Annotated in this window: 14 protein-coding genes and 1 pseudogene; 6 read left to right on the plus strand and 9 right to left on the minus strand. The window is 62.3% G+C overall.

Going from position 1 to position 12811, the window contains the following annotated elements:
* Window positions 1-9: 9 nt before the first annotated feature.
* The 7 genes from trbL to traI are packed head-to-tail and all read right to left on the minus strand — an operon-like array spanning window position 10 to window position 6706.
* On the minus strand, window positions 10-1197 hold the full coding sequence (gene trbL, locus HAP41_RS49765) for a P-type conjugative transfer protein TrbL (RefSeq protein ID WP_166107244.1): 1188 nt from the start codon (window positions 1195-1197) through the stop codon (window positions 10-12).
* Entirely contained in the window at window positions 1191-2009 is an 819-nt protein-coding gene (trbJ, locus tag HAP41_RS49770; protein WP_166107246.1) for a P-type conjugative transfer protein TrbJ, read from the minus strand. Before trbJ ends, trbL begins: the two co-directional genes overlap by 7 nt.
* Complete coding sequence (locus HAP41_RS49775) at window positions 1981-4434, minus strand: conjugal transfer protein TrbE (RefSeq protein WP_166107248.1); 2454 nt, start codon at window positions 4432-4434, stop codon at window positions 1981-1983. Before HAP41_RS49775 ends, trbJ begins: the two co-directional genes overlap by 29 nt.
* Before the next feature lie 9 nt (window positions 4435-4443).
* Window positions 4444-4743, minus strand: coding sequence for a conjugal transfer protein TrbD (locus tag HAP41_RS49780; RefSeq protein WP_166107251.1), 300 nt, complete (start codon window positions 4741-4743; stop codon window positions 4444-4446).
* Window positions 4736-5116 carry a TrbC/VirB2 family protein gene (locus HAP41_RS49785; protein ID WP_224581100.1) on the minus strand — a complete coding sequence of 127 codons (381 nt, stop codon included), beginning with the start codon at window positions 5114-5116 and terminating at the stop codon, window positions 4736-4738. The genes HAP41_RS49780 and HAP41_RS49785 overlap by 8 nt, the downstream gene beginning before the upstream one ends.
* Window positions 5106-6074, minus strand: coding sequence for a P-type conjugative transfer ATPase TrbB (gene trbB, locus HAP41_RS49790; RefSeq protein ID WP_166107253.1), 969 nt, complete (start codon window positions 6072-6074; stop codon window positions 5106-5108). The genes HAP41_RS49785 and trbB overlap by 11 nt, the downstream gene beginning before the upstream one ends.
* Window positions 6071-6706, minus strand: coding sequence for an acyl-homoserine-lactone synthase (traI, locus tag HAP41_RS49795; RefSeq protein ID WP_166107254.1), 636 nt, complete (start codon window positions 6704-6706; stop codon window positions 6071-6073). Before traI ends, trbB begins: the two co-directional genes overlap by 4 nt.
* A gap of 361 nt (window positions 6707-7067) precedes the next feature.
* On the opposite strand from traI, the gene repA reads away from it, so the two are divergent.
* The 3 genes from repA (at window position 7068) to repC (ending at window position 11027) form a co-directional block, all read left to right on the plus strand.
* The gene (repA, locus tag HAP41_RS49800) at window positions 7068-8303 is read left to right on the plus strand and encodes a plasmid partitioning protein RepA (RefSeq protein WP_175618600.1); all 1236 of its coding nucleotides are present in this window, start codon (window positions 7068-7070) and stop codon (window positions 8301-8303) included.
* Between the two features lie 175 nt (window positions 8304-8478).
* Entirely contained in the window at window positions 8479-9492 is a 1014-nt protein-coding gene (gene repB / locus HAP41_RS49805) for a plasmid partitioning protein RepB (RefSeq protein WP_166107255.1), read from the plus strand.
* A 215-nt stretch (window positions 9493-9707) separates the two neighbouring features.
* Window positions 9708-11027: a plasmid replication protein RepC gene (gene repC, locus HAP41_RS49810; protein WP_166107256.1), complete on the plus strand. Its 1320-nt coding sequence runs from the start codon at window positions 9708-9710 to the stop codon at window positions 11025-11027.
* Window positions 11028-11060: 33 nt separating this feature from the next.
* On the opposite strand, the gene HAP41_RS49815 is transcribed toward repC, so the two are convergent.
* Window positions 11061-11492, minus strand: coding sequence for a type II toxin-antitoxin system VapC family toxin (locus HAP41_RS49815; protein WP_166107257.1), 432 nt, complete (start codon window positions 11490-11492; stop codon window positions 11061-11063).
* Entirely contained in the window at window positions 11492-11737 is a 246-nt protein-coding gene (locus HAP41_RS49820; RefSeq protein ID WP_166107259.1) for a type II toxin-antitoxin system VapB family antitoxin, read from the minus strand. The genes HAP41_RS49815 and HAP41_RS49820 overlap by 1 nt, the downstream gene beginning before the upstream one ends.
* 204 nt (window positions 11738-11941) lie before the next feature.
* Here HAP41_RS49820 and HAP41_RS49825 point away from each other — a divergent pair, with 204 nt between their 5' ends.
* From HAP41_RS49825 to HAP41_RS49835, 3 genes and pseudogenes are all read left to right on the plus strand, one after another.
* Window positions 11942-12166, plus strand: a complete 225-nt coding sequence (locus tag HAP41_RS49825; RefSeq protein ID WP_028152591.1) for an antitoxin MazE-like protein — start codon at window positions 11942-11944, stop codon at window positions 12164-12166.
* Entirely contained in the window at window positions 12163-12489 is a 327-nt protein-coding gene (locus HAP41_RS49830) for a type II toxin-antitoxin system PemK/MazF family toxin (RefSeq protein WP_130230294.1), read from the plus strand. The genes HAP41_RS49825 and HAP41_RS49830 overlap by 4 nt, the downstream gene beginning before the upstream one ends.
* A 158-nt stretch (window positions 12490-12647) precedes the next feature.
* Window positions 12648-12806, plus strand: a pseudogene (locus tag HAP41_RS49835) (IS630 family transposase); the annotation flags it as partial.
* Window positions 12807-12811: the final 5 nt, after the last annotated feature.

Here is a 12811-nt window from a genome sequence, read left to right on the forward strand (position 1 = left end):
TTTCTTCCGTCATTTCCCGTGTTTTTGGGGCGGAGGGGGCGGCGATCCGCCGCCGCTCTTCTCAAGCTTGGCGTTGGCGAGCCCGAGCAGAGATCCGGCATAGGCGCCGGGCGCACCGATCGCCTTGTCGCGGGCGGCCGAGGCGAGCGCGCCTCCGGCCGAGGCCGCGCCACGCAGCCCGGCAAGGGCGGCGCCGCCGACCGATGAGCCGCTCGCGCGCGCCGCCGAGAAGGCCGCTGCGCCGGCGTTGGCCCCGCCCATCGCGAGGGCAGCGCCTCCGGCCGCGAAACTCGCAGCCTGCGCGCCGTGCCGGATCACTTCCATGCCGCTGCTGACCGAGGCGCCCTGAACCACGCCCTGGACGATGGACGGCACGTACATCGCGAGGATGAAGACGACGACCGCGATGCCGGCGATGGCGAGCGCGGTCTGGTACTGGTCGCCGACCGACGTATCCTGGGCGAGGCCGATCAGTACGTCGGAACCGATCTTGGCGATCATGACGAGCGACATGAGCTTCATGCCGACTGAGAAGGCGTAGACGAGGTAGCGGATCGCAAAGTCCTTGGTGAAGGACGATCCGCCGAGGCCGAGCATGATCATGCCGGCGAGAAGGCCGACATACATCTCGACGAGCACGGCAAGGAAGATCGCCGCGACGAGCGAAAAGGCGATGACGCTGACGATCATGGCGAGCGAGGCCGAGAGCGCCAGTGCGTTGTCCTGAAACACGCCGAAGGAAATCTTCTGCGACATGGCGGAGGCGACCGTCAGGCCGGCATTGAAGACGTTCGCCGGTGAAGCCGAGCCGCTGCCGCCGCCGATCTGGAACAGGCTGTCGACCACGGCTTTGGCGAAACTCGGCCCCTCCGCCAGGACGAAGGCGAAGAAGCCGATGAACATGATCCGGCGCACGAGCTCGGCGAACCAGGCTTCGATCGTCGCGGCCTGGATGGCGAGCCAGACCGCGGCGATGCCGACCTCGATGCCGGCGAGGATCCAGAACAGCGATTTTGCGGCGTTTGTGACGGTCGATTCCCACCCCTTCGCGGCCGTGACCACCTGGTTCTCGACCGTCGTCAGCACGCCCCCATCCGCGGCGGCGATTGCCGGACCGACGGTGCGAAGAAAGACGGCACCTGTGACAACAATGGCAAGCACCGTCGAAGGACGGGTGAGAAAGGAGGCCGTCACCATCGCGGACGCATCTCCTGCCCGCCCGACATCGACGGCGCCGTCGATTTGAAGAACTCCTGCCGGCGCGCCTGGGAGAGATCCTTCTCGGCCTGCTCCGACTGATACCAGGTCGCCATCATCGTCATCTGTTGCGAGACTAGCCCGCGCAGCTTCTGCATCTGGGCGACCTGCTGTGTCGCGATCTGGTGGCCGACCTGCAGCGCCTTCATCTGGCCGTCGGCGCCTTCCGACATCGTGCGGAGCTGCGACATGGTCGCCTCCTCGCTCGAGAATTGATCGGCGGTGAGGCTGGCGGCGCGCAGCGTGCCGCCGATCGTGTCGCGGTTGGTCGAGGACCAGTTCTGATAGGTCTGCGAGAAGCTGGCGTTGTTCGGCAGACTGGTCTTGAAGTCGGCGTAGCTCTGGAAGCGTTGCTTCAACACATCGTCGATATTGCCCATCGAGAAGGCGATGCCCTGGCCCTGGCTGACGACGTTCCTGAGCTGGTTAAGATCGTTCTGGACCTGCCCCCAGACGTGGTTCGGCAACTGCGCGGTGTTCTGCAGCATGTTACTATAGATCTTCAACTGGTTCTGAATCTGCTCGGCGAGCTGCGTGATCTGCTTGATCTGGTTGTTCACCTGCTCGGCCGATTTGCCGACCAGCGAGACGAGTTCGCTGTTGTTGAGCATCTGCGTCCACTCGGTCGCGCCGCCACTGAGGGCGCCGCCGTCGGCGACGGCGGATCTCGCCATGAACGGCAGCGCCATGGCCGCGACTGCCGCGCCGCGCAAAAATTCCAATCTAGTCATGGGCGAGTAGCGTTTCGGCATGAGCGATCCCCCTGGTCTGGAGCCAGTACGCCGGCCAGGTGCGGCCGTGCGCTGTCTTGAGTTCCGTGATGCGTTTGAGATCGTCCCGGCCGGAGGCGCCGACGAAGGCGAGCGCGACCGGACCCAGCGCCATCTCGAACAGACGCCGGCCGGCGGGAGAGGTGACGTAATATTCGCGCTTCGGGATCGCGTTGGAGACGATCTCGACCTGGCGCTCGTTGAAGCCGAGGCGTTCATAGAACTCGCGCGTTCCCGGTTCGCGCGCCGCGCCGTTCGGCAGGCAGATCTTCGTCGGGCAGGATTCCTTCAGCACGTCGATGATGCCGGAACGCTCGGCGTCCGAGATCGACTGGGTGGCGAGCACCACGGCGCAATTGGCCTTGCGCAGCACCTTCAGCCATTCGCGAATTTTGTCGCGGAAGACGGGATGGCCCAGCATCAGCCAGGCCTCGTCGAGCAGGATCAGGCTCGGAGCGCCGGTCAGGCGCTTCTCGATCCTCCGGAACAGATACGTGAGCACGGGCACGAGGCTGCGCTCGCCCATGTTCATCAGCTCCTCGATCTCGAAAGTCTGGAAGCCGCCGAGGGTCAGCCCATCGCGCTCGGCGTCGAGCAGGTGCCCCATCGGGCCGTCGACCGTGTAGTGGTGCAACGCGTCCTTGATCTCGCGCATCTGCACGCCCGACACGAAATCGGCGAGCGAGCGTCCCGGTGCCGCCGCCATGAGGGTGACCTGGCGCGAGATGGCATTGCGATGATCCGGCGTGACGCTGACGCCCTGCAGCACCACGAGTGTCTCGATCCATTCCGACGCCCAGGCGCGGTCGGCGTCGGTCGCAAGTTCGGCGAGCGGGCAGAAGGCGAGCTGTAGCCCCTCCCCGGCCCCGCCGCCGATCTCATAGTGATCGCCGCCAGCCGCCAGCGTCAGCGGCATCAACGACCGGCCCTTGTCGAAGGCGAAGATCTGCGCGTCCCTGTAGCGGCGGAATTGCGCGGCGATCAGCGCCAGCAGGGTCGATTTGCCCGAGCCGGTCGGACCGAAGATCAGGCTGTGACCGACGTCGTCGGTGTGAAGGTTCAGCCGGAACGGCGTCGAGCCGGATGCGACCTGCATCAGCGGCGGGGAACTTTCCGGATAAAACGGGCATGGCGCGATCGGGCTTCCCGACCAGACAGAATTGAGCGGCAGAAGGTCGGCGAGGTTGCGGGTGTGGATCAGCGGCTCGCGGACGTTCGCATACCAGTTGCCGGGCAACGAGCCGAGAAAGGCCTCCGTGGCGTTCAGCGTCTCGATGCGGGCGCCAAAACCCTCGGCCTGGACGACACGGCGAATGCCCTCGCACTTCTCGCGTAGCCGTTCGGCATCGTGATCCTGCAGCACGATGACGGGCGTGTAGTAGCCGTAGGCGACGAGCTGCGAGGCGGCTTCCGCGATCGCGTCCTGCGTCTCGGCGACCATGGCCATGGCGTCCTGGTCGACCGAACGCGACTGGGTCTGGAACAGCTGGTCGAAGAAGGGCCGAACCTTCTGCTGCCATTTCTTCCGGGTTCGCTCGAGCCGTTCGCGCGCTTCGATCTCGTCGAGGAACATGAAGCGCGATGACCAGCGGTAGGTCAGCGGCATCTGGTCGAGGACATTGAGGATGCCGGGCCAGCTTTCCGCCGGCAGGCCGTCGATCGCCACCACGCCGACATAGCGGCCGTCGACCGTCGGCGTCAGCCCGTGCTGGTATTCGGCGGTGACGAGCCAATCGAGGTACATCGGGACCTCGGGCAGCCGAACCGGATGGTTTTCGCCAGTGATGCAGAAGCGCACGAACTGAAAGAGTTCGTCATAGCGTGCGCTGCGGGATCCACCGCGCTCCTCGACTGTGCGGGTCCGCATGCGCTGGATCGAGAGCAGGTTCGACAGATATTGCTCGATCTCGCGAACCGATGCCCTGAAATTGCCGAGCGCCGTGTCGGCAAAACTCGCCGAGCGGCTGTCCTTGTCGGAATAGACGTATTTGGCGAGCCCCGACTTACGCCGCTCCGGCGGCCGCCAGCTCAGGATCAGGGCGTGGCGGCTTTCGTAATGTCCGCTCTCCCGTTCGAAATGCGCGCGCCGCTCCTCGTCGATCTCGCGCGTGACCGCGTCGGGAAAATGGCCGTCCTTGCGGGCGGGATAGTCCGTGGTCGGAATGCGCAGCGCCTCGACCTGGATCATCCAGCCCGAGCCGAGGCGGGCCAGGATGGCGTTGATCTGGCGGGAGACGTCGTTGCGCTCGGCGTCGGTCGAGCTCTCCGAGTCCGGCCCGGCGAAATACCAGCCGGCCATCAACGATCCGTCCTTAAGCAGGACGATGCCGTCGTCGACCAGTCCCGCGTAAGGCACGAGATCGGCGAAGGACGGACCGGAATGGCGGAAGGAATGCAGCGCAACCATGCCAGGTCCTCAGAAGCGCCGCCAGGGCGATGAGGTCGGGCGATAGAGCTGGCGGTAGCCGACATGACGCATGTAGACGCGCCGCATCGCCGGATCGGCCTTCGCCATCATCCGCAGCAGACCGACGGTGAAGGTCCAGATCGCGATGCCGAACAGCGCCGCGTACCAGGTGAGCACCACGAAGATCAGGATGACGGCCGCAAGCCCCGTCAGCAGCACGAGTTCGCGGTCGGCGCCCATCAGCAGGTTGGGGCGTGACAAAGCACGGTGGATGCGCGAGCGGGCGAGCGCGGAGCCGGCTTCAGCCATGAGCCCCCTCCCCTGCCCTGATGTCGGACGAAGCGGGGGGTGCCGTCACCGGTATGCCGATGGAGGCGCCGGTCGAGCCGAACAAGGCGACGATCTGGGTCGAACCAAGCAGGATGCCGGCGACAAGCACGATGTACATCAGCCGCCGCGCGAAATCGTTGAGCTCGCCGCCAAAGATCAGCATGCCGCCGGCCACCGCCACGGCCGCGAGCGCGATGAAGCCGGCGACCGGGCCGGTGATGGATTTCTGGATCTGCTCGAGCGGACTTTCCCACGGCAGGCTGCCGCCCGAGGAGGCAAGCGCGGGATGAGCGATCAGCAGGCCGAGCGCGAGCCCCAGCACGATGCGGGCGGCAAGGCGTTCAGACGACATCGGCTTCCTCCTTTGGGACATAGGATTCGGTCTGGTAGCGGCCGTTGACGAAGCCCTCGACGTGGAGGATATCGCGCAGGACGCGGCCCCTCGTGGTCCGCTCGATCGAGACGATGAGGTCGACGGCTTCGCCGATCACCTCACGCATCGGTTGCTGGCTCACCTCTGCGGTGAGCTGCTCGAGCCGGCGCAGGGCCGACTCGGCGGTGTTAGCGTGGACAGTGGCGACGCCACCGGGATGCCCCGTGTTCCAGGCCTTCAGCAGCGTGAGTGCGGCGCCGTCGCGAACCTCGCCGACGATGATGCGGTCGGGCCGCAGGCGCATGGTGCTCTTGAGGAGCCGGGCCATGTCGACGGTGTCGCTGGTGTGCAACGCGACGATGTTGTCGGCCGGGCACTGGATCTCGGCGGTGTCCTCGAGGATCAGAATCCGGTCGTCGGGGGCCGCTTCGGATATCTCCGCGATGATGGCATTCGCCAGCGTCGTCTTGCCCGAGCCCGTGCCGCCAGAAATGACGATGTTGAGGCGGGAGGCGACGGCGTTACGAATGATGCCGGCCTGGCGCTCCGTCATCACCCGGCTCTTCACATAGTCGTCGAGCGGAATCAGCCGCGACGCGCGCCGGCGGATCGTGAAGGCCGGCGCCTTGACGATCGGGGGCAGCAACCCCTCGAACCTGTGGCCGCCAATCGGCAATTCGCCGGAGATGATCGGCTGCTCGTCATCGGCTTCGGAATTGAGTGCGTGCGCCACGCTCCCGATGACGATCTCGGCAGCAGCCGCTGTCATCTCTCCGGTCGCCGCTATGCCGTGGCCGAGCCGTTCGATGAACAATCGGCCGTCCGGGTTGAGCATGATCTCCACCACCGAAGCATCATCGAGGGCGACGCAGAGCTGGTCACCCAGGGCCTCCTGAAGCTTGCGGATCAGGCGCGGATGGGAACGCAATTGCGTCATCGCGACGGGCTCCCTTCAGGCCGCTTGCGGGAGCGATTGATCGAAGAGCGGTAGCAGGCTGGCCGCACACGCTCGAAGTTTGCCTGGTCGGTCGGCAGCAGGCCGACGACCGCTGTGGTATTGCCGATCGGCTTGGGTGCTCCGATTCGGGCCATCGGCCAGCCCACGCGGCGCAGGATCCGCTCGATGCGAACGTCGGTTTCGGTGTCCAGTTCGCGGTAGCCGTTCGCTAGCGACCATTCGATGATCGCGGCGAACATCGTCCAGGTGGCGTCATGGAGCGCCTTCCCTGCCCTCCCCGTCTCAATCGAAGTGTCGACGCAGAACCGCGAGCTTTCGATCATGGCGGCGTGAGGCAGGCCCGACCCGATCAGCTCGGGAAAGCGCACGGACAGCAGCGTCGGCCCTGCCGTGGAAAGCAATCGGGCGCAGCCCGCGACCTCGTTTCGGTCGGATAGCGCCAGGATGCAGGTCGGCCGGCGGTTGTCGAACTGATCGGCCTCCCGGCCGTCCTTGACGTCGACGTCCCAATCCATCCGCTCGCGGAAGGCGCGGGCGCGAAGTCTATGCATCGAATCGAGAAGGACAGCCGAGTTGCTGTATGTTTTGGGTGGGACGGCGATTGCCCGCATGCGTGTTGCTCCGAATCTGTCGGGTTCGGAGGCCTAAAGGCCATCATCGTCAGGGCGGCGCGACTAATGAAATTATGAGTGCGATTCGGGCTCCGCAGGGGTGAGTCGGGGCAAAATGGCCCCGTAAAGGTCGTGGAACACGGAAAAACCGGGCTCCGGACCCCTAATAAAAGTATGAGTGCAGCGTCGGCCGTTCATAAATGTCCAGCTTAGCCATGGTGTTGAAGTTATTGATGAATTGCCTTGAAAGAGCTCCGATTCGGGAGGCATTGTTAACGCCTCGTTAACCATTACTCTCTTGCAGGGGCATGTTTCGATGGTACCGTCACGGATAGATTGGGCATTCGCCTGATTTTCCGTGATGAGAGATTTCAACGTGAGCCCTGCTGCCGAGCACGCGCGAAAGCTGATTCCTTCGGTCGACGAGATTATCGGAGCCCAAGCCGATCTCCTTAGCTCGCAGCTTCAGGCTATGAGTGAGGCGCTCTTTCCCCCCACCTCAAAAAAGGTGCTTCGCAAGTTTACTTCTGGGGAAGCAGCGCGGCTAATCTCCATCTCCGACTCGACCTTGAGAAAGATGACTTTAGCCGGCGAGGGCCCGCAACCTTATCTCGCGAGTAATGGGCGGCGTCTTTATACGTTGGCGCAGATCAACGAGATACGCCAACTACTCGCCGAGTCGCTTCGCGGCCGCGATAGGATCGACGTGGTTCCCCATCGCCGCCCGGGTGAACACCTGCAGGTGGTCGCCGTGACCAACTTCAAAGGCGGTTCTGGCAAGACAACGACATCAGCGCACCTCGCTCAGTACCTGGCCCTCCAAGGGTATAGGGTTCTGGCGGTGGACCTCGATCCGCAGGCAAGCCTCTCTGCTCTTTTGGGCGTGCTTCCAGAGACGGAAGTTCTCGCCAACCAGACCCTGTATGCGGCGATCCGATACGACGACCACAAGAAGTCGTTGAAGGAGGTCATCCGGACGACCTATTTCGATGGGCTAGATCTTGTCCCCGGTAATCTGGAGCTGATGGAGTTCGAGCATACGACGCCAAAGGCCCTCACCTCTGGTGGTCAAATGCGCGACGGCCTGTTTTTTACGCGCGTCGCCAAGGCTCTCGATGATGTCGCGGATCAGTATGACATCGTCGTCATCGATTGCCCCCCTCAGCTTGGCTTCCTGACGCTGAGTGGGCTTTGCGCGGCGACGGCCATGGTCGTAACTGTGCATCCCCAGATGCTCGATATCGCCTCCATGAGCCAGTTTCTCCTGATGACGCGCGATCTGCTTGGCGTGGTTCGAGACGCCGGCGGTGAGCTCAAGTACGATTTTGTCCGCTATTTGCTGACTCGCTTTGAGCCGCAGGACGCCCCGCAGACCAAGGTGGCGGCGCTCTTGCGCAACATGTTTGATGACTTTGTTCTGACCAATACGATGGTCAAATCCGCCGCGGTTTCGGATGCGGGACTGACGAAGCAGACACTCTACGAGATCGGTCGAGAAAGCCTGACGCGGTCGACATATGATCGCGCCATGGAATCACTTCAGGCCGTGAATGGAGAGATTGAAGGGCTCATCAAGGCCGCGTGGGGGCGAGCATGACCGCCTCAAACTCTGTTGGTGCGCCGGGATCCGGTTCCACCATTGGGGTGTTGGGAGCTCCCAACACGATCACTGCCCTTCCCCCGAATCAGCATCATTCGGCCCGTTGGCTTCTTGCTGTTGGGAGCTCCCAACACCCGGGGCGTGGCCTTTTGCGCAAGGCAGGAGGTCGCGTATGAGCCGGAAGGATGCGATCAATTCCCTTTTTCTGAAAAAGCCCGAAGCTGCGTCGACGCCACAGGTGAAGCATACCGATCGGGTCCGCACAGGCGCCATCGCTGCAATGGGCTCTTCGCTCCAGGAAATGACCGAGGGGGCCAAAGCTGCCGAGCGGCTGCAACAGCAACTAGCCGCCGGCGAGACAGTTATCGCACTCGATCCAGGCCAAATTGACGGGTCCAGGATTGCCGATCGAATTGCCATCGACGTCGATCCGGGTTTTGAAGCACTGGTTTCCAGTATCTCCGAATACGGGCAGCAGGTGCCGATCCTTGTTCGCCCGCATCCCGAGAAAATTGAGCGCTTCCAGATTGCTTATGGCCGTCGACGGCTTCGCGCTGCTGTCCGGCTGGGTCAATCGGTCAAGGCGATCGTTCGAAGTCTGTCTGACGCCGAGCTCGTCATCGCCCAAGGGCGCGAGAATCTTGATCGCGCCGATCTGTCGTTCATTGAGAAGGCGTTTTTCGCAAAGCGCCTCGAGGATGCCGGTTATGATCGCGCAACGATCATCGCGGCCCTTTCAACCGATAAGGCGGATCTTAGCCGGTATATTGCGATCGCGCGTCGTATCCCCGAGCAGTTCGTCTTGCGCATCGGGCCGGCTCCAAAAGCCGGCAGGGCCCGGTGGCTCGGGCTCGCCGAGAAGCTGGACGACGGGAAGGTCGTGACCGCAATCGAGAACCTCCTGAACGCTCCCGAAGTCGTCGGTCTCGACAGCGATAGTCGGTTTCAGGCTGTGTGGAAGGCCGTCGACAAGCAGCCGAAAAGTACAGCCAAGCGATCCGATGTATGGGTTACGCAGGCAGGCAAACGAGCAGGGCGCGTCGAACGCTCAGCGGGCAAGACCGCGTTGGTGTTCAACGAGAAAGTAGTGCCGGAGTTTGCGACGTGGGTTTCGTCTCGGTTGGACCAACTTTACGCGGAATTCTCGGCCGCAAAGGAAGAGGAGGCGCAAACTAAGAAGGAGTGAATTCGTCGTGGTGACGGCGAGGCGCATATGCATCGCCTGACACCACGCAAACAGCAAAGAAAAAAGGCCCCCGAAACGGATTCCGGAAGCCCTTTCTCACTAGTTTGGCGACTTTGAGAATCGCACTTCCCCGAATCGCAGTCAAGAGCTCGCGCTGAGCTTAGCGCCGTTTTGGTGAGCGGATTTTCTTTGCCTGACACATAGGTGAAGGAAAAATGCAGACGCACATTACAACGACGCCCTTCGGGCGGCGGCCGATGACGCTCGGCCAAATCTCAAATCAGATGGCTGCACGGACTGCGAAGCCCGAAGCGATCGTGCACAAGTGGCAGGTCTTCCAGAACATCCGGGAGGCGAGGGAACTTCTCGGCGCGACGGATCGATCGCTCACGATTCTCAACGCGCTCCTGACCTTTCATCCGGAGACGGCGCTCACGGGGGATGCCGAGATCGTGGTTTGGCCCTCAAACGTTCAGCTCATGGCGCGGGCCAACGGCATGCCGGCGACGACGCTGCGGCGTCACATCGCTGTGCTGGTCGACTGCGGTTTAGTCGTCCGGCGCGACAGCCCGAACGGCAAGCGCTTCGCCCGGAAGGGCCGGGGCGGGGAGATCGAGCAGGCCTATGGCTTCGACCTCTCGCCGATCGTGGCTCGGGCTGAGGAGTTCAAGGACCTAGCGGAGGCTGTTGGGGCCGAGAAGAAGGCGTGCCGTGTTGCAAAGGAACGCCTCACACTGCTGCGCCGGGACATCGTCAAGCTGATTGAGGCCGGCATTGAGGAGGGGGTGCCAGGCAACTGGGGTAGGGTTCAGCAAAACTACCAGACGATTATCGGTCGGCTACCACGATCGGCGCCCAGGCAGCTTCTAGATGACGTCTGCATGGATTTGCATGCGCTCTATGCGGACATACGCGCGGAGCTGGAAACATTCACGAAATCACAGAATCCGGACGCCAATGAGTCCCATTCTGGTCGTCACATACAGAATTCAAATCCAGACCCTAATTTTGAATCTGAATATAGCCTTCCAAAACAGGTTGAAGCGAGCTGCACCGTCGAGGAAACCGACAACGTTCGGAGCTTGCCGAAACGTGAGCTGCCCTTGGGAATCGTGCTCGATGCCTGTCCGAATCTGCTGGAATTGGCACGAGGCGGCGAAATCCGCCACTGGCGTGACTTCCTGGCGGCGGCGGAGATTGCTCGGCCGCTACTGGGGATCAGTCCCAGCGCCTGGCGCGAAGCACGTGAGGCCATGGGTGAACAGCATGCGGCGATCACGCTGGCCGCTATCTACCAGCGGGCGGATCAGATCAACAGCGCCGGAGGGTATCTCCGCAGCCTGACCGACAGGACGAGGGACGGTAAATTCTCGACCTGGCCGATGGTCATGGCGCTGCTGCGGGCGAAACTCGATGCGCAGAGGACCGCGGGGAATGCCGGCGGACCTCGATCTGAACGTTCGGTTGGCACCGCGCCAAGCCTCCGCGTGTCGGAAGCGCTGCTGAAAAACCTGCAAAGGCCAAAATCGCGATGAGGGCCGAATTCATCTTCCACGGAAGCCGCGGCGCTACGCCAGATCCGTTTCGGCGAAATCATTGCCCTTGTAGAGCAGGGGCAGGTGATAGGCCTTGGCGCCGGCATAGGCGAAGCAGTCGCCGAAATTCAGGTCCGCCTTGTGGCCGACCACCTTCCCGTAGCATTTGGCGGCATCCACAGCCTTTCGGCCGATATCGGCTGAAACCATGATCTCCTTGATGCCGAAATCCTCCAAGAACTTTGCGACAGCCGACTGTGAGGTTTCGATGAAGTGCACAGGCACTGGCTTACCCTTCATGCCATTCTCGTCCGCCTTCTTCCGGGCGAGGCTGATCACCGCCTCATAGACGGTCGGCGGCGACACGAGTAACTGGGACGAGGAGCTATCAAGCCGCGCCAGCAGATCCCCGGCGTCATTTTCTTCTCCCAGGATGGCCACGATCGCGGAGGCATCGATATACATCAGATGTCGCCCCACATGTCGTCGGTGAAGGTTTTCATGTCGAAGGAGCCGCCACCCGGCCCCATTGTCCTGGATATGGCAATGCTCGCTGCCGCGCGCTCGCTTGCCGGCTGTTTCTCACGGACGCGCTGCAGCTCATGCTCGAGCGCGAGACGCACAGCCTCGGTCTTGGTCCTAGACTTTGTGGCCGCCTGCAGCTTCGCCGCAAGGGCGTCGACATCATCATCACGAATGAACAGAGGCATCAGATATCCCTTCCGAGATATCTGAATATCGCAAATTAAATATCTACGCTAGGAGATTGATATCTTGGCCTCAGTCGAGCCAGTTCTCAACGATCAGGCCGTCGACACGGCTGAACTCGTCGATATCGGCGGTCACCAGCGTCAAACGGTTTGGTCGCGCGCAACCTTTATAGTAAAGTAGCGCGCAACTGATGGAGATCTCATATGGCGCGGCCCAAGCATACCGATGACGGCCTGACCAAGTTTCAGCGCTACCGCCAACAGCAGCAGCATCGCGGCATGAAGCAGCTGCGCATCTGGGTGCCTGATCCCCACAAGCCGGAATTTGCCGCCGAAGCGAGGCGGCAGGGATTGCTGCTGCGCGGCCGGCCCGAGGAAGCTGAGGCGCTGGATTTCATTGCCGCCGCGACTGAATGGCCTGAATCGTGAGGAGAGGGGATCTCGTCACGGTTTCGGCACAGGGCGACTACGGGAAGCCCCGTCCGGCGGTCGTCATCCAGTCCGATGTGCTCAATGCGGCGGACAGCGTGCTCGTGGTCTTGCTCACGGGCACGATCGCCGATGCCCCGCTATATCGTCTCACCATCGAGCCGACGGCCTCGAACGGTCTCAAACTCGTCTCACAGGTCATGGTCGACAAGGTTCTGGCCTATCCGCGGGCCAAATGCGGCCCGGTGATAGGCCATCTGTCAGGCGCCGATATGCTGGCGCTGAACAACATGCTGTCCGTGATGATCGGGCTCGCCGACTGATTGGACAGCAATAAAGAGGGGAAGGCCCGATGAAGATCATCTTCGACTGGAAGACACTGAGCCTTGGCAAGCCGCCAATCCACGCTCCAAAAGAATCGGCGACTAACCGTTCTCTCGAACTGTGTAGAGTCTGCACGTCGAGTTGATCCTGGCTTTTGAACGTCTGGCAGTTCCTTCGTGACAACTGGCTTTCGAACCGCGTGTTCAAATCCTACAACGACATCCTCGATCACTGTTGCTACGCGTGGAACAAACTTATCGACCAGCCGTGGCGCACCATGTTTATCGGAATGCGCGATTGGGCATATCGGTTCTAATCAGC

The organism is Bradyrhizobium barranii subsp. apii, from assembly GCF_011516635.5.
GTDB classification, from domain to species: Bacteria; Pseudomonadota; Alphaproteobacteria; order Rhizobiales; family Xanthobacteraceae; genus Bradyrhizobium; species Bradyrhizobium barranii.

Bases quoted from the DNA above. Each gene is read 5' to 3' on its own strand.
- trbJ (WP_166107246.1), bottom strand. From the start codon at position 2,009: ATGCCGAAACGCTACTCGCCCATGACTAGATTGGAATTTTTGCGCGGC.
- HAP41_RS49815 (WP_166107257.1), bottom strand. From the start codon at position 11,492: ATGTATATCGATGCCTCCGCGATCGTGGCCATCCTGGGAGAAGAAAAT.
- repB (WP_166107255.1), top strand. From the start codon at position 8,479: ATGAGCCGGAAGGATGCGATCAATTCCCTTTTTCTGAAAAAGCCCGAA.
- HAP41_RS49820 (WP_166107259.1), bottom strand. From the start codon at position 11,737: ATGCCTCTGTTCATTCGTGATGATGATGTCGACGCCCTTGCGGCGAAG.
- HAP41_RS49780 (WP_166107251.1), bottom strand. From the start codon at position 4,743: ATGGCTGAAGCCGGCTCCGCGCTCGCCCGCTCGCGCATCCACCGTGCT.
- traI (WP_166107254.1), bottom strand. From the start codon at position 6,706: ATGCGGGCAATCGCCGTCCCACCCAAAACATACAGCAACTCGGCTGTC.
- HAP41_RS49825 (WP_028152591.1), top strand. From the start codon at position 11,942: ATGGCGCGGCCCAAGCATACCGATGACGGCCTGACCAAGTTTCAGCGC.
- repC (WP_166107256.1), top strand. From the start codon at position 9,708: ATGCAGACGCACATTACAACGACGCCCTTCGGGCGGCGGCCGATGACG.
- repA (WP_175618600.1), top strand. From the start codon at position 7,068: ATGAGAGATTTCAACGTGAGCCCTGCTGCCGAGCACGCGCGAAAGCTG.
- HAP41_RS49785 (WP_224581100.1), bottom strand. From the start codon at position 5,116: ATGTCGTCTGAACGCCTTGCCGCCCGCATCGTGCTGGGGCTCGCGCTC.
- trbB (WP_166107253.1), bottom strand. From the start codon at position 6,074: ATGACGCAATTGCGTTCCCATCCGCGCCTGATCCGCAAGCTTCAGGAG.
- trbL (WP_166107244.1), bottom strand. From the start codon at position 1,197: ATGGTGACGGCCTCCTTTCTCACCCGTCCTTCGACGGTGCTTGCCATT.
- HAP41_RS49775 (WP_166107248.1), bottom strand. From the start codon at position 4,434: ATGGTTGCGCTGCATTCCTTCCGCCATTCCGGTCCGTCCTTCGCCGAT.